Here is a 20,791-nt window from a genome sequence, read left to right as displayed (position 1 = left end):
CGCGTGTCTGTGCGATCAGCGATTCTTGGGCGACTTGGCACCCGAAGCCGGGGCCAGGGGGGCGGATTTGGACAGCGGCGCCATTTTTGAGCCGAAGCCCGTACGGCCCTCGGACGACTTGCGATCTGCCCCGCCCGTTTCCGTAGAGCCCGAAGCGCGGACCGCAGGCTTGGCGGGCTTGGGCGGCTGGGCCGGCACCACGCGCAGCGAGCCTTCGGCGGCCAGCTTGTCGCGCATGCGGCGGGTCATAGATTGGGTGCTGGCATCCGGCGCAGTGAACAAAAACAGGGTGCCATGCGGGCTGGCCCAGGTCAGCTGGGTGCGCACCACCCGGCCATTGGTCACCAGCTCCACCCAGGCCCCGATAACAAAATCAGCGTAAGGGTCCGGGGTGTCCAGCGGCGCCTGGGCACTGTCCTGCGGTGCAGGAGCGGACGCTTCTGCCGATTCGGACAGCTCTGTCGCCTCCGGGGCCACTTCGGGCTCTCCCGCAGGGGCGGACACTGGGGCAGGAGCCGGTTTTTCAAAAGCGGCCTGGTGCAACGCCACCAGTCGCTGCAAGAATGCGCTGGTCTGCACCGCGGGGTAGTTGATGGTCTTGAGGCCCTTGCGCAGCTTGGCCAGCAGGCCAGGGATGGCGTCGTTGAGCCGGTCCGTCTCCTGGCGCGTGAGGTCAGGCTGCGCAGTCCACAGCAACACAGGAACCAGCGCCAGGTAACCGCTGGGGTCATCTTCCTGGCTATCGTCACTGCGCATCACCTGCGCCAGCGCCACCACATCAGCCCAGGGGCCCGCCGCAAAATCCAGTACGTCCGACGGCACCTTGTCCACATCCGGCAGCTTGCGAATATCGGCTGCGATCTTCTCGGCCAGCAGTTCGCGCTGCTCCGCCTGCAATTTGGCTTTCTGCTCGGCCTCCTGCTGGGCCTTGATCTTTTGCTCCTGGGTGTCCCAGGCAGACTGCAGCGCCTTGAGCACGGTGTCGAACGGCCCCGCGTCCTTGACCTCATGGGCAGACAGGTGGCCCACAGCCTCGGTCACCAGTCGCATGAAGCGGCTGAAGCCAGGCTCTGTCTCGGCGGTGAATGCCAAGCTGCGCTGCGTAAGCTCGTCAAGCAGGCGGCGCGCAGGGTGGCTGCTGTCGGTAAAAAACCGGCCGTCGTGGTGCACCAATTGCTTGAGCGCAGGCTCCAGGCTCTTGACGGCCTGCTGCACAGGGGGCAGCAAACGGGCGTCCTGGGAGATGTTGGCCATCATGCGCCCCACCACCTCCACCGCCATGGCGGTGGACTGGGTAGCAGCCTCCATGGGCATGGCTGCATAGACCACCGGCGCAACGCCAGGCCCACGCCAGCCTGCGAGAGGCACGGGCAAAGAGCCCGCCTGGCTGACCGTGCCCCCACCGGCAAGACGGCCCACCAGGCGCTCCAGCTGCGCCATGTCTTCAATCGCTTCAGCGGCCGCACCCGACGGGTAGTAGCCCCCGGCCAACGATGACTGAGCGCTGGCGGCTCCCGCGCGGGGGTCCACCCAGCCCGGCTGACCCGCGCCGCTGGGCATGACCACCGCCTGTGCGGGCACGGCGCCGTAGACCGGAGGAGGGGCAAATGGATCACCGCCCGCCAACATCTGGCGCAGGATGCCGACCGTGAGCAATGCCTCTTCGGCAGCGTCCACGGGCACAGGCACCATGGCACCCTGCTGGGAGTCGCCGCTCCAGCCTGTGCTGGGACCCATACCACGCCCATAACCTGTGTTGCCATAGTCGCTCATGGGCGCGTTCATTGAGGGGCCGTACCCGGAATAACCGCCCCCGTAACCCGTACCGGGCCCGCCATAGCCAGACCCACCGTAACCGGTGCCTTGGCCGCGACCGCCGCCCGCAGGCGTGCCCAGCACTGCGTAGCCCACCGGCTGTACGCCATGCTCACGCAAGCTCTGGGCGGTTTTTTTGTATTCTTCGGCCAGCAGCTTCCCGAGCAGGTCGCGCATGTGCTGCATCCACAGCTGCCGTACCTCGGCCGAGACGCCGGTCTCACCCACCACCTGCTGCAATGCACGGATGTAGCTCTCGGGCCGCAGAGGGTTGCGCTCGGGTTGCACGCTGCGCAAACCTTGCGCAGCGCTCACCAGGGTGTTGAGTTCGGCCAGTACGGCGTCGGTAGCATGCAGCGCAGACTGCTGGGCCTTGGACAGTTCCACCTGGGCCTGCATCTCGCTTTCGTCCATGAGCGAAAGCTCGCCAAAGTCCATGCCGGTGTCATCGGCCGAACTGCGCCCCTTGGCGACCGCAGGGCCTTCGGCAAATATTTCCAGCAAGGCCATGGGATAGCCCTTGACCAGCGCAGCCTCGTGCTCGTTGAGCAGCCGCAGTGCATCGCTGAACAAATTGCGCTGCTGGATGTTGCGGCTGGCCGACTCCTCGCTGGTCAAGGCACTTTGGGTGACCTTGACGAGCTGCCCCATCAGGGCCTCGCCACCGCGAACGGCGTTGACAACGCAGGCGCGGAAAACGGCTCTCAGACGCGATGCGGGCAGGGACATGGTGGGAGGGAGGAATCGGACAAGAGGTTTCCAGATGCAATCCTACTTGACCTCGGCCTTTATTTGAGGGCCTTGAAACGCATCCGCTTGGGCTTTGCACCTTCTTCACCCAGCCGCTTCTTCTTGTCGGCCTCGTACTCCTGGTAATTGCCGTCAAAGAACGTCCACTGGCTGTCACCTTCGGCGGCCAGAATGTGCGTGGCGATCCGGTCCAGGAACCAGCGATCGTGGCTGATAACCAACACTGTGCCCGCGTATTCGAGCAAAGCGTCTTCCAGAGCGCGCAGGGTTTCCACGTCCAGGTCGTTCGAAGGCTCGTCCAGCAGCAGCACGTTGCCGCCAGCAATCAGTGTCTTGGCCAAGTGCAGACGGCCACGCTCACCGCCCGACAGCATGCCCACCTTCTTTTGCTGGTCGCCACCGTTGAAGTTGAAGCGCCCTGCGTAAGCACGGCTGGCCATGGTGAACTTGCCGATGTTGATCATGTCCAGGCCGCCGGAGATGTCTTCCCACACGGTCTTGTCGTCCGACAGGGCATCGCGGTGCTGGTCCACAAAGGCCATCTTCACGGTCGAGCCGATCACCACCTCACCGCTGTCCGGTTGCTCGCGGCCCGCGATGAGCTTGAACAGGGTCGATTTACCGGCCCCGTTCGGACCGATGATGCCCACGATGGCACCCGCAGGGATGGTCATGGACAGGTTGTCGATGAGCACACGGTCGCCGAAAGACTTGGTGACGTTGTGGAACTCAATGACCTGGGTGCCCAGGCGCTCGGCCACAGGAATGAAGATTTCCTGCGTTTCGTTGCGCTTTTGGTATTCGTAGTCGCTCAGTTCCTCGAAACGGGCGATACGCGCCTTGCTCTTGGCCTGACGGCCCTTGGCGTTCTGGCGCACCCATTCCAGTTCCTTCTTCAGGGCCTTGGCGCGTGCCTCCTCACCCTTGTTTTCAGATTCCAGACGGGCCTGCTTCTGGTCGAGCCAGGTGCTGTAGTTGCCCTTGTAGGGGTGACCGTAGCCGCGGTCCAGTTCCAAAATCCACTCCGCGGCGTTATCGAGGAAGTAGCGATCGTGGGTGATGGCCACCACGGTGCCCGGAAAGCGGTGCAGGAACTGCTCCAGCCAGTCCACCGATTCAGCGTCCAAGTGGTTGGTGGGTTCGTCGAGCAGCAGCATGTCGGGCTTGGACAACAGCAGGCGGCACAGCGCAATGCGGCGCTTTTCACCACCAGACAGCAGCCCGACCTTGGCGTCCCAAGGAGGCAGGCGCAGGGCATCGGCAGCGATTTCGAGCTGGTGCTCGGAGTCAGTCCCCGCCGTCGCAATGATGGCTTCCAGGCGAGCCTGTTCAGCGGCCAGTGCGTCAAAGTCTGCATCGGCCTCGGCGTAGGCGGCGTACACCTCTTCCAGCTTGGCCTTGGCGGCAAACACCTCGCCCATGGCCTCTTCCACGCTTTCGCGGACTGTGTGCTCCGAGTTGAGCTGAGGCTCCTGGGGCAGATAGCCGATCTTGATGCCCGGCATCGGAATGGCTTCGCCTTCGATTTCCTTGTCCACGCCGGCCATGATCTTGAGCAGCGTGGATTTGCCCGAGCCGTTCAGACCCAGCACACCAATCTTGGCGCCTGGGAAAAAGCTCAGGGAGATGTCCTTCAAGATCTGCCGCTTGGGCGGCACGGTCTTGGAGACGCGATTCATCGAATAAACGTATTGGGCCATGGAGGGTTCTAGCTTGCGAAAGTGGGCAGGAAGTCTGCATCCGAGCAGGTTCAGAGGGCCATTTGGAGCATTCCAAAAAGACGCCGAACGCGCTCTCAAACCCTAGATTATCGGTCCATGCGACAATACCCCCGGTGTGGGCTCCAGTTGCCCGCCACATCAGCACACTGCTGGGGACGAAGGAAGCCACGCTTCCGGGCTCCCAATCCTGAACCTCATCAGCCTGAGACTGGCTCAGCAACCTCCCGGTTGCACGACAGGCGGATACCCAGCGCCCCGGACGGGCGCATCCAACGACATGACATTTGACGAACTGAACCTGGCTCCTGCCATCCTGAAAGCCGTGCACGAAACGGGCTATGAAACCCCCACGCCCATTCAGGCCCAGGCCATTCCCGCCGTTCTGGAAGGCCACGACCTTCTGGCCGGCGCGCAGACTGGCACCGGCAAGACCGCTGCGTTCACCCTGCCCATGCTGCACCGCCTCTCGCAAGGCACGGCACCCAAGAACAAGTTTGGCGGCAAGGGCATCCGCGCCCTGGTGCTGACCCCTACCCGTGAGCTCGCGGCCCAGGTCGAAGAATCGGTGCGCGAATACGGCAAGTACCTGGACATCAACTCCACCGTGGTCTTCGGTGGTGTGGGCATGAACCCGCAGATCGACCGCATCAAGCGCGGCGTGGACATCCTGGTGGCCACCCCTGGCCGTCTGCTGGACCTGCAGCAACAGGGCTTCCTGGACCTGTCCACCGTGCAGGTGCTGGTGCTTGACGAAGCCGACCGCATGCTCGACATGGGCTTCATCCACGACGTGAAGAAGGTGCTGGCCCTGGTGCCCAAGGACAAGCAAAGCCTGCTGTTCTCGGCCACCTTCAGCGACGAGATCCGCGAGCTGGCCAACACCCTGCTCAAGAACCCGCAGAGCATCCAGGTCACCCCGCGCAACACCACGGTGCAGCGTATTTCGCAAGTGATCCACCCCGTGGGCCGCGGCAAGAAAAAGCAGGTGCTGCTGCACATCATCCAGCAACACAACTGGAGCCAGGTGCTGGTGTTCACGCGCACCAAGTTCGGCGCCAACAACGTGGCCGAGTTCCTGACCAAGAACGGTGTGCAGGCCATGGCCTTGCACGGCAACAAGAGCCAGAGTGCCCGTACGCAGGCCTTGGCGGGCTTCAAGAGTGGCGAGATCCGTGCCCTGGTGGCCACCGACATCGCCGCACGTGGCATCGACATCGATGACCTGCCGCACGTCGTCAACTACGAAATCCCCAACGTCTCCGAAGACTACGTGCACCGCATCGGCCGTACGGGCCGCGCAGGCGCTACGGGCGAAGCCGTGAGCCTGGTCTGCATGGACGAAGAAGGTTTCATGATGGACATCGAGCGCTTTACCAAGCAGCAGATTCCTGTCCAGGTGATCGAAGGTTTTGGCCCAGAACCCGGCGAGAAGGCGGAACCCATCGCCATGGGCCGCCAGACCATCTGGGGCGGCGCAGGCAAGCCCCCGAGCCGTGATGTGATGCAGGCAGCCGCCAAGGCCGCCCGCAGCGAAATGATGGAGCGCATCCGCACCAACAAGGCAGGCCAGGGCGGCGGCCAAGGTGGGGAGCGCGGCCCCCGTGCAGGCAACGGTGGTGGCGGTGGTGGCCGTTCCGGTGGCGGAGCTCCACGCAACGCCCAGGGTCCAGCCGGCGGCGGCCGCGGAGGCCAGGGTGGTGGTCGGGGTGGTGCCCGTGACGGCGCCGCCCAGGCACCTGCGCGCAGCCGAGGCCCACGCCCCGAAGGCGGCGGTGGTCATCGCTACGATGACGCACAACCCCCCCGCGCCAATGCGCACCTGGGCACACACCTGGGTCACAGCAGCCCAGGCCATCGCAGCTCGGGCCACGGTGCGGGCGGTCAGCCCGACCCCATGCGCACCAGCGTGGACAGCATGGCTGAACGCGGCCGCCGTGGCGGCGGCGGTGGTGGTGGTGGGTATCGCAACTCTGGAGGTGGCGGCTATGGTGGCGGATCAGGCACGGGTGGCGGTGGTGGCCGGGGCAACGGGCCTCGTGGGCCAGGCGGTCCTCGCGGCTCTTTTAACCGCTAATACGCGCAAAGCGCCCCCTGCCAACACCACGGACGCAGCGGGCGCCAGCATCCATGTGCTGCACGCCAAAGGGCGGCGTGCGCCAGCGCTGAACCATCCCCGCCTGCAACTGCACGCGGTGGATTTTGCGGCGATGCCCGCCTTGCCGCACGTCGATGATGTTTACATCACCCTGGGCACCACCATGGCTGCAGCCGGCAGCCAGAGCGCGTTCCGTGCGGTGGACTATGACGCCGTGATGGCCACGGCCCGCGCAGCGCGCGCGGCGGGCGCCACCCGCTGTGGCGTGGTCACCGCCATGGGGGCCAATGCGCAATCGCGCATTTTTTACAACCGCGTCAAAGGCGAGGTCGAGCGCGACCTTCAGCAGCTGGGTTTTGAGACGCTGGTCATTGCACGCCCATCCCTGCTGATGGGCGAACGCCGGGCGCTGCAACAAGCCCACCGGCCCGCAGAGTCCCTGTCGCTCAAACTGTTTCAGTGGCTGAACCCGGTCCTGCCCGCCAACTACCGTGCCCGCCCCGGGGCGGAGGTGGCCCGTGCGCTCGTCCGTGCCGTACAGTTGGGCCGACCCGGGCTGCAAGTGCTGTCCGGCCGCGCGCTGCAGGCCAGTTGATACAGGGTGCAGCCGTCGTGACCCCGCCTACGCTGTACGCCCTTCATGCGCCCCAACGAACTCCCCCAACCGCTGGACACCCTCATGGTGGCCACTTGCAATGTGCTCAACCTGGCCAATCCGGGACGCCTGTTCTACGAGAACCAGGACCCCTACAGCCAGACCGAGTTTGAACGCAAGATCACCTGGCTGGGCGAGCGCTTTCGGGCACTGAACGCCGATGTACTGGCGGTGCAGGAGGTCTGGGACGACGCGGCCTTCAAAGGGGCGCTGGGTCGGGGTGGCTTGCGCTACGACTTTGTCGCCGTGCCAGGGGCCGAGAACAACGACACCCAACAGGGCGCACAGGGAACGCCCCGTGTGGGCCTGGCCACGCGGCTCAAGGTCGAGGCATTGCAGTCCTTTGCCGACTTCCCACCGGGCTTTCAGGTGAATGTGCCTGGCATTGGCGAACACACGCGCTTCGAGCGCCCACCCCTCGTGGCCACGTTGCGGATGAAGCATGGCCAAACCCTCAACGTCCTCACTGCCCACCTCAAATCCAAACGTCCCAAGTTTCTGCAGGATGCCCTAGGCCAGCCCACCGAGGACCGGGACGACCGCAAGGTGGTCGCACTGGCATCGCTGCGCTCGCTGATCATGCGCGGCGCCGAGGCCATGGCGCTGCGGTGCCTGGTGATCGACCTGCTGCACCGCACCAGCGTGCCCCTGGTGGTGCTGGGCGACTTCAACGACACCCCCGACAGCGTGACCACGCAATTGATCTGCGCCACCACCGATATTGCCTACGACCGGTCAGCCCGTGATGTGGCCCTGTTCAATGCGTACGACCTGCAGGGAGATTTCGCCTTGAAAAAGGACGTGGCCTACTCCCATATCCACCAGGGTGCGCCCTATGTGCTGGACCAGATCCTGGTCAGCGAGGAGTTCCTGCCCAATGGGCGCAACAGCGTGGGCGATGTGCGCCGGGTGGACTATTTCAACGACCACCTGCATGAGGGACGCGACCGCACGCGCTCGGACCACGGCTTTGTGCGCGCCTTGCTGCGCCTGAAACTGCCCAGTTCTCCTCTGGCCCAGAGCATCTCGCCGCCGCCGACCGACGTGAGCGCACCCAGCGACGCCCCTCGCTGATCACTGCGGCAGCCCACGGCGCCACGGGTTTGCAACGGGATGTACGCTGACAAGGAGAGGCGGGTGCGCGCAGGTAACATCCACGTACAAAGCGCCCCACTCGCCCCACACCAGGGGCTCTCTCTGGCAGCCCACACCATGACCCAGCACAATTTCCTGCGCCGCAGCGCCGATACCGCCCCGCTTTCCCGTCCTGAACCACGGATTGCGCGTTGGGCCGCCCCGGCCACGCTGGCAGCACTGCTGCTGACAGCCTGCGGCAGCAACCCGCTGCCCCCTTGGCCATCCACCCCCACTGCCCAGCAGCGCAGCGCCCCCGCGCCACTGCCGCGCGTACAACAAGGTACGGTGGTACCCGCACCGCTGGGACAGCAGACGCCCTCGCAGCTGCCTCCACAACGGGCTGCCGTGGTGGCCAGCCCCCTGCCCCCGTCCGCGCCGCTCTTGGTGCGCGACGAGGCGCCCATGGCGCCGCCCTATGGCGATGCGGTGGCCGCGCGGTTCCCCAACCCTTCTGTGGTCTACAGCACACCCGGCCTGGGTGCCGACCGCAGGGCCTTCACCACCAATGCCGAGCTGGGCCAATGGCTGCGCGGGCTGAGCGAAGGCGTGCCCCGTGGCGGCACACGCGCGCAGTTGCTGCAGATTGGCACCTCGCAACGCGGCGAGCCCATCCAGGGCCTGCTGCTTACCCGTGCCCCAGGCACAGACCCTGCCAGCCTGGACAAGAGCGGCCGCCCCACCGTTGTGCTGATCGGCCAGCAGCATGGCGACGAACCCGCAGGCAGTGAGGCACTGCTGGTCATCAGCCGTGAGCTGGCCCAGGGCCTGCTAGAGCCGTTGCTGGACCGCATCAACGTGGTGGTGGTGCCCCGCGCCAACCCCGATGGCGCCGAGGTGGGCACCCGCGTCACCGCCAATGGCGTGGACCTGAACCGCGACCACCTGTTGCTCAACACGCCCGAGGCCCGCGCCATTGCGCAGGTCATCAACGACTACCGCCCCATCCTGGTCGTGGATGCCCATGAATACACCGTGGTGGGCCGCTACCTGCAGAAGTTCAACGCCATCCAGCGCTACGACGCACTGCTGCAATACACCACCACTGCCAACTATCCGGAGTTCCTCACCAAGGCATCGCAGGAATGGTTTCACCAGCCCATGGTGGCAGCCCTCAAGGCCCAGGGCCTGACGAGTGACTGGTACTACACCACCTCGACCAACCTGCAGGACAAGCGCATCTCCATGGGGGGCACCCAGCCCGACACGGGGCGCAACGTCCATGGCCTCAAGAACACGGTCAGCCTGCTGATCGAGACCCGTGGGGTGGGCATTGGTCGCATGCACATCCAGCGCCGTGTGCATGCCCAGGTCACCGCCATCACCAGCGCCCTGCGGACCACCGCCGAGCGGGCTGCCAACCTGGAGCAGGTACGCTCGTTCGTGGCCCGCGACGTCAGCGCCCTGGCCTGCCGCGACCAGGTGGTCATTGAAGCGGAGGCCACGCCCACCCAGCGCGACCTGGATTTTCTGGACCCCGAGACCGGCGCCGATCGCAGCATTCGCGTGGACTGGAACTCGTCGCTGACGCTGCGCAACACCAAGGTGCGTGCGCGGCCCTGCGGCTATTGGCTGTCGGCAGACGCCAGCGGTGCAGTGGAACGCCTGCGCCAGCTGGGCATCCAGGTCATGCGGGTGGCAGAGCCCGGTTCTGTCCTGGCCGAGAGCTACCGCGAAACCGCACGCGAAACCGGCAACCGCCAGGATGTGATCGGCACCATTGCCGGTGGTGGCGACATCGTGCGTGTGCAAGTGTCTGCCGTACGCAGCGCCATTGATGCACCTGCTGGCAGCTTCTATGTGCCCCTGAACCAGACGCGTGCCAATCTGGCCGTGGCAGCGCTGGAGCCCGACACGCAGAACAGCTACTTTGCCAACCACCTGATCCAGGACCTGGGCCAAAGCGCCCGCGTGATGGCCGTGCCATCTCTGGTGTTTGAAGAAACAGATTGATCCGTGCCTTGCGGCAGGTCGCTGCATGGCGCGAGGCTGAGGTCTGCGTTCTTGGCGGGGTCAGATGGGACGCTCCGTGAGGACGCCGCCCGGATGCTGCGCTGTGACTGTGGCCGCGGTCGCAATTTCGCTATCAATTCAATAGCTATTTAGGCATATTCTTCTAGCGCTACAGGCAGATTTCTTTCAAATCATGCCGGTCCATGCAGTGGCGCAGGCCGCGTGGCGCGGGTCTGGCGGTCCCGGGCACGCTCCAGCACATGGCGTGCCATGGCCTGTGCCAAGGCATCTTCTGCCAGGAACACCTGGGCATGGCTGCATTCCTGCACCAGCCGCTGGGCCTCGTCCTCGTTGTGGCTGCGCACCACGATGTCGATGCCCGGGTTCAGGGTCTGCGCCGTCTCGATCATCTGGCGCACCTGCAGCGCGTCCGGGGTAGCCACCACCAGCATGGCGGCCCGTGCAATGTGGGCCTGGATCAGCACGGCAGGCTCCACCGCGTCACCAAACACGGCGGCCACGCCATCGGCCCGCAAGGCTTCCACCAGCTCCCGGTTCTGCTCCGCCACCACAAACGGAATATCGTTGGCCGCCAGCGTTGCCGCCACACGCCGCCCTACCCGGCCGTACCCCACCAGAACCACCTGCCGCGCGAGGTAACGCGAATCGGTGCTGGTGGGCAGTTCGGCCAAAGGGTCATCCCGCTGCTCCAGCCGCCGCGCAAGCGCCGATCGGGCGCGCAGCCAGCCCTGCAACGGCGCAATGGCATGGAACAACAACGGGTTGAGCGCCATGGAGAACAGGGCCCCCGCCAATACCAAGCTGGCCCCCTCTGGCGGCAGCAGCCCCAACGAAGAACCCAGTGCGACCAGAATGAACGAGAACTCACCAATCTGCGCGAGGCTGGCCGATACGGTGAGCGCTGTGTTGAGCGGGTAACGGAACGCCAGCACCAGGCCCGCAGCGGCCACCGTCTTGCCCAGCATGATGATGGCGACCACTGCCAACACTTGCAGTGGGCGTTCCCACAAGACGGCGGGGTTGAAGAGCATGCCGACCGACACGAAAAAGAGTACGGCAAAGGCATCGCGCAAAGGCAGCGACTCATGCGCAGCGCGGTGGCTGAACTCGGACTCGCGCATCACCATGCCGGCAAAGAAGGCCCCGAGCGCAAACGATACGCCAAACAGCGCAGCCGACCCGAACGCAATGCCCACCGCTGCGGCCACCACGCACAGCGTGAACAACTCACGCGAGCCTGTGCGAGCCACCTGCCATAACAGCCAGGGAAACAGCCGGCGCCCGACCAGCAGCATCAGCACCACAAACGCGCCGACCTGCAGCAGGGTCCAACCCAGCGTGCGCCAGAGCTGCGCAGCATCCAGGTCGGCCCCGGTGCCGCCTCCCAGCCATCCCCCCAGCGGGGGTAGCAGCACCAGTACCAGCACCATGGCGAGATCCTCCACCACCAGCCAGCCCACTGCGATGCGTCCGGTGTAGCTGTCCAGAATCCCCAGGGTCTCCAGCGCACGCAACAGCACCACCGTGCTGGCCACCGACAGTGCCAGACCAAAAACCAGGGCACCACCCATGCCCCAGCCCCACCACAGGGCCAACGCCATACCCAGCGACGTCGCCACGATCATCTGCACCACAGCACCCGGCACGGCAATCTTGCGCACGGCCAGGAGGTCGCCCCACGAGAAATGCAGGCCCACGCCAAACATCAGCAGCATCACACCAATCTCCGCCAGCTGGCTGGCCAGGGCCGCATCTGCGACAAAACCGGGAGTGAACGGGCCGATGGCCACCCCTGCCAGCAAGTACCCCACCAATGCTGGCAGCCGCAGACGGGCGGCCAGAAAGCCCAGCACCAACGCCAGGCCCAAGGCGGCAGCAATGGTGTGGATCAGCGTGACGCTGTGTGGCATGGGCAAATGCTCCAGTGAGGCGGGCAGTCAAGGGGGATGGCCCGGTTATAACCGCATCACCATCCCGGCAGCAAAATCGCCCCTGCAGCAGCGCCAAGAGCACGGGCCAGGGCGGGTATGATTAGCGTCCTGCGTCACGCAGATGCGGACACTCCGCAAGCCCGTCCGGCCACACAGCCGGCCAACATCCATCTGCCCGTAGCTCAACTGGATAGAGCAATAGCCTTCTAAGCTATAGGTCGGGGGTTCGAGTCCCTCCGGGCAGGCCAAATAGACGTTTCACGCCGACTCAGAACAGATCACAAACCCGCATGCCTATTGGCATGGCGGGTTTTTTGTTGTCTCACAGGGTCTCACTACGTACCATGACATACCAACAAAATCATGGTACTTCTGCTGGTATCTCGACATAGCGACACCACAGATACCAACAACAAGGGCGCGCATGCTAACCGACACTTTCGTGAAGAGCGTCAAACCGACCGGCTCTCCCACGGGCGAGAAACATTCCGATGGGCACGGCCTGTACCTTCTTGTCAAACCTGCGGGGCGGTACTGGCGCCTGAACTACCGCTACATGGGCAAGCAAAAGACGCTGGCCCTGGGCACGTACCCCGAGGTCTCGCTTGCGCAGGCACGTAAGCGGCGAGACAAGGCGCGCGAACTGCTGGCCGAAGGGCTAGACCCAAGCGCAGCGAAGAAGGCCGAGAAGCTGGCAACGAGGGTCGCAGCGGCCCACACCTTTGAGGCAGTGGCCCGGGAGTTCCACGCCACCCAGGCCAGCGGCTGGAGCCCCCGCTATGCAGCGCGGTGGATCGAGCGCATGGAGAAAGACCTGTTCCCGTACATCGGCAAGCTGACACTGCCCGCCATCACCGCCCCCGTGCTGCTGGATGCGCTGCGCAAAGTAGAGAAACGCGGCGCCAACGAAACCGCCCACACCCTACGCCAGACAGCCGGGCAAGTGTTCCGCTACGGTGTGCAAACGGGGCGCTGCGAGCGCAGCCCTGTGACCGATCTGCACGGCGCATTGAAGCCCATCGTGGTCAAACACATGGCTGCAGTGCTAGAGCCCACCAAGGCGGGCGAACTGCTGCGGGCCATTGATGGATACACCGGCCAGCCCATGACCAAGGCGGCGCTGGCACTGTCCGCCCTGCTCTTTCAGCGCCCCGGCAATATCCGTCAGATGGAATGGGCGTGGATCGACTTTGACAAGGCCATGCTGACGATCCCATCCCAAGACATGAAGCGGCGGCTGGCGCAAAAGATCAACGGCAGGCCGCACTTTGTGCCGCTGGCGCCCCAAGCCATCGCCGTCCTGAAAGAGCTGCAGCCTCTCACCGGCCACGGGCGGTTTGTGTTTCCCTCCCTGCGCACAGGCGAGAGGGCAATGAGCGATAACACCATCAATGCCGCCCTGCGGCGCATGGGTTTCGCCTCCGACGAGATGAGCGCCCACGGGTTTCGGGCCATGGCGCGGACGTTGATGATTGAGCGCATCCATGGCATATCTGCCGACGTGATCGAGGCTCAGTTGGCCCACGGCAAAAGCGGGCCGCTAGGCGCTGCCTATGACCGCGCGGAATACATGGGGCAGCGGCGACAAATGATGGACACATGGGCCGACTACCTGGACCGCCTGCGCCGTGGTGCTGATGTGGTGCCCATTGGTGCGAGGGCGGCATGAGCGAGTTGCTCAAAGAAGCCCAAGAGGCGTACAACGAATACGAGGCGATGACTGAGCAAGAGCGGGCGGATCATGACGCGCTGACCGCCCGGCTCGCTGCAGGGGCACACAAAGAACATTTGCGCCTGCTGACGCTGGGCGTGCGCCTGATTGTCGAGAACTCGCAAGAGTGCGCCGAAGACGCCCACATGAACTTGCGGAGGGCGTTGATGGTTTTAGTTGACGGCAAGCACGCTTTCAACGACGCCCGCCCACCCGGCTCCACCATCCCCGGAAAAATCTCCACACCCAAAACGGCCTTTGCAGATTTGAAGCGTTGCGCGAAGGAGGCGTTTTCGGAGAGCCCCACGGACGAGGAAATCCTGGCGAACTCAGCCACCCCGGACTTGGTGCGCTATCTGTTATGGGCGTTGCGTGCGTATGACGACGAGCCCTCTAACCTCGCTACCGCTTTCGGAGCCAAAAGCCGGAAGGGGACGACTGAGCTTTGGCGTAAACGCCATATTTTTATCCCTGCCGCTGATATGGAGCACAACAAACAATTGCTACTAAACGCGCCCTATGCCGCCCGCATGCAGGCCGTCGTAGACGCGGCCTATGCGAAGTTTGTGAGCGAGAAGAAGTACCAAATTCTGCCAGAGGCCAAGGGAAAGAAGGGGTCGAGGGGAGAGGGTGAGCTGCGCAGCGAAATCCTCGACATCCTGAGCCAACGGTACGGATGGGGCTAGGAGGAGGGGGCTAGAAATGATTTCTAGCCCCCTCCTCCCGAAAGAGACATCCTGAATTAATAGAGCCTTCTTAACAACTAAGGAGTTCGTATGGAAGGCATCGTATGGCGGCCCAAGCAAGTTGCTGTGCTTTTGGATATCAGTCGCGCCACCCTTTCGCGGTGGCGAAAAACCCCGGGGTTCCCCCAGCCCGTGCAGCTTGGCCCCAGGTGCGTGGGGTTTCTTCGCAGCGACATTGACGCTTGGTTGGCTAGCCGGAAGGGGGCCTGCTGATGACAAGCAACCAATCCCAAAAGAGCACCATGGTGCAGACGCAAATCATGGACCTGTTTGCGAACCTCGACCGGGAGTTGCTGCTGTTGATGGGCGGCCTTGTTCCTGGTGATGAGCTGAACGCAGCTGCTGCAGCCGCTGGTGCGGAGGCGAGGCGCACAGCTTCGTTCATCAACTGCCTGATGGGGTCAGAGCCATGCAAGTGAGCTACCTGGACATTGAGCAGCTTGGGGACATGTTGAGTACGGGCGAGCGCATCACAACCCTGGACCATCCCACACAGCAGGTGCATGTTCTGCACTGGGGCGGCGTTGATCTGTTGGCGGTTGTGGACCCAGTGACGGGCGGCGCGGTGGTGGTAAGCCCCTGCTCTGAGGATGCAGACTCAGGGGGCAGCATTCACGCCCACGCCCGGCAGGCGTTCGCCGCTGCATGAGCACGCATCCGGCGATTGACCTGGACACTAAAGAGGCCGCCGAGTGCGGCCTTTTTTCCGTCCCAGAGCTGGTGGCGCGCAAGCGTGGCGCAGAGTTGGAGCGATTCAATGCGCGTGTGAAGGCGCTGGCCGAGCGAGACACCCTGGATTTGCGCGCCAGCGTTGGGACGTGCGCCGATCCGGCGATGCTCTGGTCGCTGCACATGGAACTGATGGGGCGCGGCTTACCGCCCATCTTGCGCGGGCAGCGACCGTGGCACCTGGGCACTCAAGGGCGGCTTGTGGAGTTCGCGGCCGATGTGGCATGGCTGCAGGCCACCGAGCCGGGGCACCGTGGACGATATGGGCTGGCGCGGGCCATCCTCAAGACCCCTTGGGGCTCTGATGGATGGTGGCGACTGGTACTGCGACAGTTTGGCCGATCCGGCGACGTACGTGGGCTTGTCCTAGCGTTCGGGCTGACCGAGCCCCAGCGGTTTCACCTAAGAACCGTCCAGACAGCGCACCGAGCGCAGATTTTTGAACGGTTGCATGGCGATGGTTTCGGGAAACTGGTGGGCGTCATCGAGGATGCGGTAAGGGCTGCCCCAGACCTAAGCGGGCGCACAGACCCTCGTGCCACGGCCATACGGCGTGCCCAGCTTTGGCGCGTGCATCGCTTGCTGGACGAGGGCCCAGCCAGAACGGCCTACTCTTGGGCGCGGCTCAGTGGCGAAGAGTTGAACCGCTGGCAAGTCGCAAAGCAGCTGGCCGCAGTGAAGGACGTGGCGCTTGCGTTTGAACGATTCCGTGTTGACGCCGAAGCACTGGAGTAACTTGCGTTTCCGGACATGTCGCAAGCAAGCGCAGATTTCTTTTGCGTTAAAGGCGCGGTCCGGGAACTGCCCGTGCTGTTAGCAGCAGTATGGGCACCAGCAGGCGCCGTGAGCTTATAGGGCGTGGCTCTCAGCCCCAAAAAACTCCGACAAGGGCATCGACCCCAACCGCAATTTGAATAGGGGGTACAAGGTCGCGGACGCGCACTGCCTGCGTGCTTCCCACATTCTCACGGCCTATGTCGGTAGACTTCCGGCTTCGCGCTACGTACGGCGCAGGTTTACCAGGGCATATAGGCCCACGCGGGGAAATCCAATGAGTCTTGATGCAATTGTCACACGGGCGGACCAACTGATTGCCCTGGGACAACAGGTGATCGCAACGCGGAAACGGAGTGACTACGACGTAGAGTACGTGGATGGGGCGCAGATGAAAGGCTTCCGTGTAGCCGTGCTGTCGTTTATCGACCGAGTCTATGGCCGGGAACATCCGCACTTCACTGAATTTCAAGGCAGCACTGACGGCGACTCTCTGCGCCACGCTGAAAGCGTGGCTGTCCATCATTCGCATCATCCGGGACGAGATTGCTGGCGGATGGCTATTCACTGTTCGCGGACTTGTCGCGGCAGAGGTATTCGCTGACTTTCTTGAAATGGCAGAACACCTCCTGGAGTCGGGCTACAAGGACCCGGCAGCAGTAATGGGCGGTAGCGTTTTGGAGGAGCACATAAGACAGCTCTGCAACAAGCATGCGATTGCCATTGATGAGGAGAAGAACGGTAAGCAGGTTCCCAAGAGAGCTGACCGCCTAAACGCTGAACTCGCTGCAGCCACGGCCTATTCCAAGCTCGACCAAAAACAGATCACCGCTTGGCTTGACTTGCGAAACAGCGCCGCGCACGGCAAGTACAACGCCTACACCGATGAGCAAGTCGGGCAGTTACTCGCGGGCGTGACAGGCTTTATGGCCCGCGTGCCTACATAGCGTCGCGATTAACAATTCTCCCAGGCTGCGCCCGCTTCATGGCGCGCCTCAACCTAATTTGCCCCCTAGAGGCGAGTCGCAAATGGGCCACTGAAGGGGGCACAAAAGATCACGGCAAAAAGAGCGTTTGAGCCCCCTTCCGTGCGAATTCTGTGGCCCCTTCCGCTCCCATGAAGGCAAGGGGCCACGAAAGCCACACTGACCTTTGGTCAGTGAGCGGGGTACAGGTAGATGGAACGGGTACGCACCGGCGTGGTGCCCCGGGGGTGCCAGACCGGCCCGGGCATGGATCGATACAATCACGCCCCTGCCCCTGCCCCTGCCCCTGCCCCTGCCCCTGCCCCTGCCCCTGCCCTGGTCCTGGCCCTGGAGCAGAATGCTGTGCTGACCGCGCCGGGCCCGTCTGATGGGCACCACAGCGGGACACAATCGAAAAAGCTGGTACTTTCGTTGGTACTTTCTAAAATGCAATCCAGAAAACCCAATATCCATGCGGTTTTTAAGCCAGTTTTAGAACTCCTCCGGGCCCAGCTGGTAGCTTTCAATCTCCCCACTCATACCCGTCGATCCATTCTGACGAGTGTGGAATAGCCAAGCAATGCGCGCGCGGGCTGGATAACGGATGTGGATCAAGCACCTCGTTGCGTACAGCCCCAACCCTAACGATTGGGCTGCGGCACAGCAGCGTAATTCATGGCAATGGCCTGCACCACGGCGCCAATCAATGCCGCATCGCCAGCGCTCTGCGGCAACACGTCGCGCACGATCTGGACCGCGTATTGAAGTTGCTCTTTGGCCAAGGCCGCAGACATGGCGTTGCCGCGCTTTTCACTGGGCGACGCGTCGCGAATCACAAGGCTCATCAGAAACTCCCAAAAAGTGGAGCATGCAGTATGCGCCGTGTGGGGCTGTGGTGAGCGAGAGGCGGGGCTTTGATGGTGAGAAAACCCCCTTGACGCACAACGCTGCACAGGGGGGCATGCGCAAGGCGAGATTCCATACAGCCCCAAAGCAAAAAGCGCTGCAACATTTCTGCTGCAGCGCTTTGCTATTTTGGGGTGGCTGATGGGGCTCGAACCCACGACAACAGGAATCACAATCCTGGACTCTACCAACTGAGCTACAGCCACCGTAGCTTTGTATTATAGCCCGGGATTTTGGCCCCGGACATCAAATCGCTTAATTTTCTGCAGTCACTGTTGCCGCTGCCTCAGGACGTGGTGCCTTGATCTGCACCTTGAAGCGCTGCTTGAGCAGTTCATAGTACGCCAGCCCTTCGGCCGTGGCCAACCACTGCACGTATTGTTGGCGCTCCTGCTGCGCACGCTGCGCATCCGGTGCCTGGCGCGGCACGACGCGGTTGACCTTGACCACGGCATAACCCGCAGCGCCCAAATCCACCCCCGTCCAGCCTGGCAGCGTTTCGGAGGGAGCCCGCAGTGCGGCGTCGATCAGGGCACGCGGCAGGTTCTGGGTCTGTTCGCGGGAGACTTCGGTCGCTGCGGCCAAGCCTGTGGCAGAAGATGGGGCAGCCTTCCATGCATTGAGCTTGGCCTCGCCCTCCTTGCGTGCGAGTTCGGCAGATTTCTCAGCCACATACAAGGTGCGAACACGGGCCTTCACTTCGTCGTAGGGCAGTGTCAATGCAGGGGTGTAGGTGGTCACACGACCGGCAGCCATCTGGCTGGGGCCCACTTCCACCGCCTCGGTGTTGCGCTTGTTTTGCAGCGAGTCGGTAGCAAAAAGTGCTTCGAGGAACTTGGCGTTGGCCAGAGGGCCCTTGGCACCTGCGGCAGGGGTCCGGGTTACGCCCTTGGCAGTCTGGATCTTCAGCTTGAGCTTGTCGGCCACGGGCTGGAGGCTGTCTGCCTGCTCATACACACCGTTGGTGAAGGACTCTGCCACCTCGGCAAACTTGCGCTGCGCCTGCTGCTGCTTGAGCTCTGCTTCCATGGTGGGGCGCAGTTCTTCAAAGCTGGGCTGGCGGGGTGTCTTGATGTCGGTGAGCTGGATGATGTGATAACCAAACTCGGTTTCCACCAGATCACTGATTTCGCCCTTTTTCAGCGCAAAAGCAGCTTCTTCAAAGGGCTTGACCATCGCACCTCGGGCAAAGAAGTTCAGGTCTCCGCCCGCAACGGCCGAGCCTTTGTCGTCAGAGGATTTCTTGGCCACATCAGCAAAGCTGCCAGGAGCCTTGCGCACCTGGGCCAGCAGTTCAGTGGCACGGGCCTTGGCCTTCTCGCGGTCCGCAGCGGATGCATCCTTGGGAGCGTTTACCAGGATGTGGCTGGCGCGGCGCTCTTCCTTCGCCGTCATGCGAGCCACATTCTCTTTGTAGTAAGTACGCAGGTCGTCTTCACCCAGGGTGATGGACGCCCGCACGCTGTCGAGATCCAGCACCACGTATTCGATGGCTGCCTGTTCCAGTTGCTGGAACAGGGCGGGATGGGCCTTGTAGTAGGCCTCCAGGTCTGCATCTGTCGGGGTGACTTTGCTGGCGAAGTCGGCAGCGTTGAATCGGGCCACCTGGATCTCACGGCGCTCATACAAAGCGTCGAGCGCAAGTTTGACCTGCGCATCGGAGCCAAACGCGGAGCTCATCACGCCACCCATCACTTGGTTCACCGAGATGTCGCGGCGCACATTGGCTTCGAAACCTTCGGGCGTCAGGCCTTGAGCAGCGACCAGTGCGCGATAGGCATCGGCGTCCAGCGTACCGTCCGGGCGCTTGAGTCCCGCAATGGCGGGAATCTCCTGCAGGCTGCGGGCCAGGCGCGCATCGCTGGTCACGAGGTGCATCTTTTGCGCGGCAGCCGCCAGCACACGGTCACGCACTAGGCGCTCCAGCGTGGCATACCGGGCGCTGGGAGAGTCCAGCAACTTGGGATCGACCGAGGGAGACTGGGCGCGAATGCGGTCTGTCTCCATGCGATGGGCATTGTCCCAGTCCGTCTGGTTGATGTTGTTGCCATCGACACGGGCTACCACAGGGCTCTTTTCAGAGAAATAGTTGCGGTCGATGCCTACCAGCACAAACGAAGGAATGATCAGCAAGAACAAGAAGATCATCACGATCTTGGAGTGCTTGCGGATGGATTCAAACATGGTCGATCTTTCAGAAGGCAAAAAACAAAAGGCGAACTTGCGTTCGCCTTTGTTCGGTGATGGTGGGTCCTGACGGTCTCGAACCGCCGACCTACTCCGTGTAAAGGAGCCGCTCTACCAACTGAGCTAAGGACCCCACCTAAACTGATCCTCAGTTCAAGGCATCTTTCAATGCCTTGCCAGGACGGAACTTCGGAACTTTAGCAGCTTTGATTTTAATCGTAGCGCCAGTACGGGGATTGCGACCGGTACGGGCAGCACGCTTGCCCACAGCGAAGGTACCGAAACCGACGAGCGACACGGTGCCGCCCTTCTTGAGAGTCTTCTTGACAGCCTCGATCGTGGATTCCAGGGCACGCGCAGCAGCGGCCTTGGAGATGTCGGCGTTGGTAGCGATGTGCTCAATCAATTCGGTTTTGTTCACAAGAAGCCTCTCGGAAAAGAGTTAATGGAATGTCTCGAGGATATCTGGTCTTCACACGCCTGAAAGCACAGCCGTGGGCTGGTGGAGAACAGGCGGGGGAATGACTGGCATACACAGCAGTGGCTGCTGCATCAGATTAAAGCCATCGAGTTTCAGAGTGTCAATACAACACGCTGTTTTGCGTCAGCGTTGTTTTGAATTCTAGTCGTATTTCACGCTGCGACAGGGCTTGGCGGGGGTTTTGTCTCAAACACGCCGTATCGGCAGCACTCCGTAT

The 20,791-nt window shown here is 63.0% G+C and carries 17 protein-coding genes and 3 tRNA genes; 12 read left to right on the top strand and 8 right to left on the bottom strand.

Going from position 1 to position 20,791, the window contains the following annotated elements; genetic code table 11:
* Positions 1–15 precede the first annotated feature (15 nt).
* A complete protein-coding gene (locus C8C96_RS13375) occupies positions 16–2,544 on the bottom strand; it encodes a DUF1631 family protein (RefSeq protein ID WP_121942625.1) in 2,529 nt (842 codons plus the stop codon).
* A 59-nt stretch (positions 2,545–2,603) separates the two neighbouring features.
* The gene (gene ettA, locus C8C96_RS13370; protein WP_056064117.1) at positions 2,604–4,265 is read right to left on the bottom strand and encodes an energy-dependent translational throttle protein EttA; all 1,662 of its coding nucleotides are present in this window, start codon (positions 4,263–4,265) and stop codon (positions 2,604–2,606) included.
* 298 nt (positions 4,266–4,563) lie between these two features.
* On the opposite strand from ettA, the gene C8C96_RS13365 reads away from it, so the two are divergent.
* The 4 genes from C8C96_RS13365 (at position 4,564) to C8C96_RS13350 (ending at position 10,123) form a co-directional block, all read left to right on the top strand.
* Positions 4,564–6,360, top strand: a complete 1,797-nt coding sequence (locus C8C96_RS13365; RefSeq protein WP_121942624.1) for a DEAD/DEAH box helicase — start codon at positions 4,564–4,566, stop codon at positions 6,358–6,360.
* Positions 6,272–6,976 carry a nucleoside-diphosphate sugar epimerase gene (locus C8C96_RS13360; RefSeq protein ID WP_121942623.1) on the top strand — a complete coding sequence of 235 codons (705 nt, stop codon included), beginning with the start codon at positions 6,272–6,274 and terminating at the stop codon, positions 6,974–6,976. The genes C8C96_RS13365 and C8C96_RS13360 overlap by 89 nt, the downstream gene beginning before the upstream one ends.
* A 45-nt stretch (positions 6,977–7,021) precedes the next feature.
* Positions 7,022–8,110: an endonuclease/exonuclease/phosphatase family protein gene (locus C8C96_RS13355; protein WP_121942622.1), complete on the top strand. Its 1,089-nt coding sequence runs from the start codon at positions 7,022–7,024 to the stop codon at positions 8,108–8,110.
* A 138-nt stretch (positions 8,111–8,248) separates the two neighbouring features.
* On the top strand, positions 8,249–10,123 hold the full coding sequence (locus C8C96_RS13350) for a M14 family metallopeptidase (protein ID WP_199737474.1): 1,875 nt from the start codon (positions 8,249–8,251) through the stop codon (positions 10,121–10,123).
* Positions 10,124–10,314: 191 nt separating this feature from the next.
* Here the strand turns inward: C8C96_RS13350 and ybaL are convergent, their stop codons facing one another.
* Complete coding sequence (gene ybaL / locus C8C96_RS13345) at positions 10,315–12,054, bottom strand: YbaL family putative K(+) efflux transporter (RefSeq protein WP_121942621.1); 1,740 nt, start codon at positions 12,052–12,054, stop codon at positions 10,315–10,317.
* A 192-nt stretch (positions 12,055–12,246) separates the two neighbouring features.
* Here ybaL and C8C96_RS13340 point away from each other — a divergent pair.
* The 8 genes from C8C96_RS13340 to C8C96_RS13305 all read left to right on the top strand — a co-directional run bounded on the left by C8C96_RS13340 (position 12,247) and on the right by C8C96_RS13305 (position 16,982).
* Positions 12,247–12,323, top strand: a tRNA-Arg gene (locus tag C8C96_RS13340).
* A 176-nt stretch (positions 12,324–12,499) separates the two neighbouring features.
* Positions 12,500–13,744, top strand: coding sequence for an integrase arm-type DNA-binding domain-containing protein (locus tag C8C96_RS13335; protein WP_121942620.1), 1,245 nt, complete (start codon positions 12,500–12,502; stop codon positions 13,742–13,744).
* Entirely contained in the window at positions 13,741–14,472 is a 732-nt protein-coding gene (locus C8C96_RS13330; RefSeq protein ID WP_121942619.1) for a hypothetical protein, read from the top strand. The genes C8C96_RS13335 and C8C96_RS13330 overlap by 4 nt, the downstream gene beginning before the upstream one ends.
* A 90-nt stretch (positions 14,473–14,562) precedes the next feature.
* The gene (locus C8C96_RS25420; protein WP_121942618.1) at positions 14,563–14,745 is read left to right on the top strand and encodes an AlpA family transcriptional regulator; all 183 of its coding nucleotides are present in this window, start codon (positions 14,563–14,565) and stop codon (positions 14,743–14,745) included.
* Between the two features lie 29 nt (positions 14,746–14,774).
* Positions 14,775–14,951, top strand: coding sequence for a hypothetical protein (locus C8C96_RS24865; protein WP_158605761.1), 177 nt, complete (start codon positions 14,775–14,777; stop codon positions 14,949–14,951).
* On the top strand, positions 14,948–15,181 hold the full coding sequence (locus tag C8C96_RS13315; RefSeq protein ID WP_147455679.1) for a hypothetical protein: 234 nt from the start codon (positions 14,948–14,950) through the stop codon (positions 15,179–15,181). Before C8C96_RS24865 ends, C8C96_RS13315 begins: the two co-directional genes overlap by 4 nt.
* Positions 15,178–15,996, top strand: coding sequence for a hypothetical protein (locus C8C96_RS13310; protein WP_121942615.1), 819 nt, complete (start codon positions 15,178–15,180; stop codon positions 15,994–15,996). Before C8C96_RS13315 ends, C8C96_RS13310 begins: the two co-directional genes overlap by 4 nt.
* Before the next feature lie 476 nt (positions 15,997–16,472).
* Positions 16,473–16,982: a hypothetical protein gene (locus C8C96_RS13305; RefSeq protein WP_199737473.1), complete on the top strand. Its 510-nt coding sequence runs from the start codon at positions 16,473–16,475 to the stop codon at positions 16,980–16,982.
* Between the two features lie 659 nt (positions 16,983–17,641).
* Here C8C96_RS13305 and C8C96_RS13295 read toward each other — a convergent pair.
* The 5 genes from C8C96_RS13295 to C8C96_RS13275 form a co-directional block, all read right to left on the bottom strand.
* Positions 17,642–17,845: a hypothetical protein gene (locus C8C96_RS13295; protein WP_056064167.1), complete on the bottom strand. Its 204-nt coding sequence runs from the start codon at positions 17,843–17,845 to the stop codon at positions 17,642–17,644.
* A 191-nt stretch (positions 17,846–18,036) separates the two neighbouring features.
* Positions 18,037–18,112: transfer RNA gene (locus C8C96_RS13290), tRNA-His, on the bottom strand.
* 49 nt (positions 18,113–18,161) lie between these two features.
* Complete coding sequence (locus C8C96_RS13285) at positions 18,162–20,090, bottom strand: SurA N-terminal domain-containing protein (RefSeq protein WP_056746623.1); 1,929 nt, start codon at positions 20,088–20,090, stop codon at positions 18,162–18,164.
* Between the two features lie 60 nt (positions 20,091–20,150).
* Positions 20,151–20,226: transfer RNA gene (locus C8C96_RS13280), tRNA-Val, on the bottom strand.
* Positions 20,227–20,241: 15 nt separating this feature from the next.
* Positions 20,242–20,514, bottom strand: coding sequence for an HU family DNA-binding protein (locus tag C8C96_RS13275; RefSeq protein WP_008906675.1), 273 nt, complete (start codon positions 20,512–20,514; stop codon positions 20,242–20,244).
* Positions 20,515–20,791 lie beyond the last annotated feature (277 nt).

The organism is Acidovorax sp. 100 (assembly GCF_003688355.1).
Lineage (GTDB): Bacteria > Pseudomonadota > Gammaproteobacteria > Burkholderiales > Burkholderiaceae_C > Acidovorax > Acidovorax delafieldii.
Note: the sequence above shows the minus strand (reverse complement) of the source record. Positions and strands in the feature narration are given on the sequence as shown.

What these genes read in the sequence shown, in the direction of transcription:
- C8C96_RS13375 (WP_121942625.1), bottom strand. Translation starts at nt 2,544, where the DNA reads ATGTCCCTGCCCGCATCGCGTCTGAGAGCCGTTTTCCGCGCCTGCGTT.
- ettA (WP_056064117.1), bottom strand. Translation starts at nt 4,265, where the DNA reads ATGGCCCAATACGTTTATTCGATGAATCGCGTCTCCAAGACCGTGCCG.
- C8C96_RS13365 (WP_121942624.1), top strand. Translation starts at nt 4,564, where the DNA reads ATGACATTTGACGAACTGAACCTGGCTCCTGCCATCCTGAAAGCCGTG.
- C8C96_RS13360 (WP_121942623.1), top strand. Translation starts at nt 6,272, where the DNA reads ATGGTGGCGGATCAGGCACGGGTGGCGGTGGTGGCCGGGGCAACGGGC.
- C8C96_RS13355 (WP_121942622.1), top strand. Translation starts at nt 7,022, where the DNA reads ATGCGCCCCAACGAACTCCCCCAACCGCTGGACACCCTCATGGTGGCC.
- C8C96_RS13350 (WP_199737474.1), top strand. Translation starts at nt 8,249, where the DNA reads ATGACCCAGCACAATTTCCTGCGCCGCAGCGCCGATACCGCCCCGCTT.
- ybaL (WP_121942621.1), bottom strand. Translation starts at nt 12,054, where the DNA reads ATGCCACACAGCGTCACGCTGATCCACACCATTGCTGCCGCCTTGGGC.
- C8C96_RS13335 (WP_121942620.1), top strand. Translation starts at nt 12,500, where the DNA reads ATGCTAACCGACACTTTCGTGAAGAGCGTCAAACCGACCGGCTCTCCC.
- C8C96_RS13330 (WP_121942619.1), top strand. Translation starts at nt 13,741, where the DNA reads ATGAGCGAGTTGCTCAAAGAAGCCCAAGAGGCGTACAACGAATACGAG.
- C8C96_RS25420 (WP_121942618.1), top strand. Translation starts at nt 14,563, where the DNA reads ATGGAAGGCATCGTATGGCGGCCCAAGCAAGTTGCTGTGCTTTTGGAT.
- C8C96_RS24865 (WP_158605761.1), top strand. Translation starts at nt 14,775, where the DNA reads ATGGTGCAGACGCAAATCATGGACCTGTTTGCGAACCTCGACCGGGAG.
- C8C96_RS13310 (WP_121942615.1), top strand. Translation starts at nt 15,178, where the DNA reads ATGAGCACGCATCCGGCGATTGACCTGGACACTAAAGAGGCCGCCGAG.
- C8C96_RS13305 (WP_199737473.1), top strand. Translation starts at nt 16,473, where the DNA reads ATGGCCGGGAACATCCGCACTTCACTGAATTTCAAGGCAGCACTGACG.
- C8C96_RS13295 (WP_056064167.1), bottom strand. Translation starts at nt 17,845, where the DNA reads ATGAGCCTTGTGATTCGCGACGCGTCGCCCAGTGAAAAGCGCGGCAAC.
- C8C96_RS13285 (WP_056746623.1), bottom strand. Translation starts at nt 20,090, where the DNA reads ATGTTTGAATCCATCCGCAAGCACTCCAAGATCGTGATGATCTTCTTG.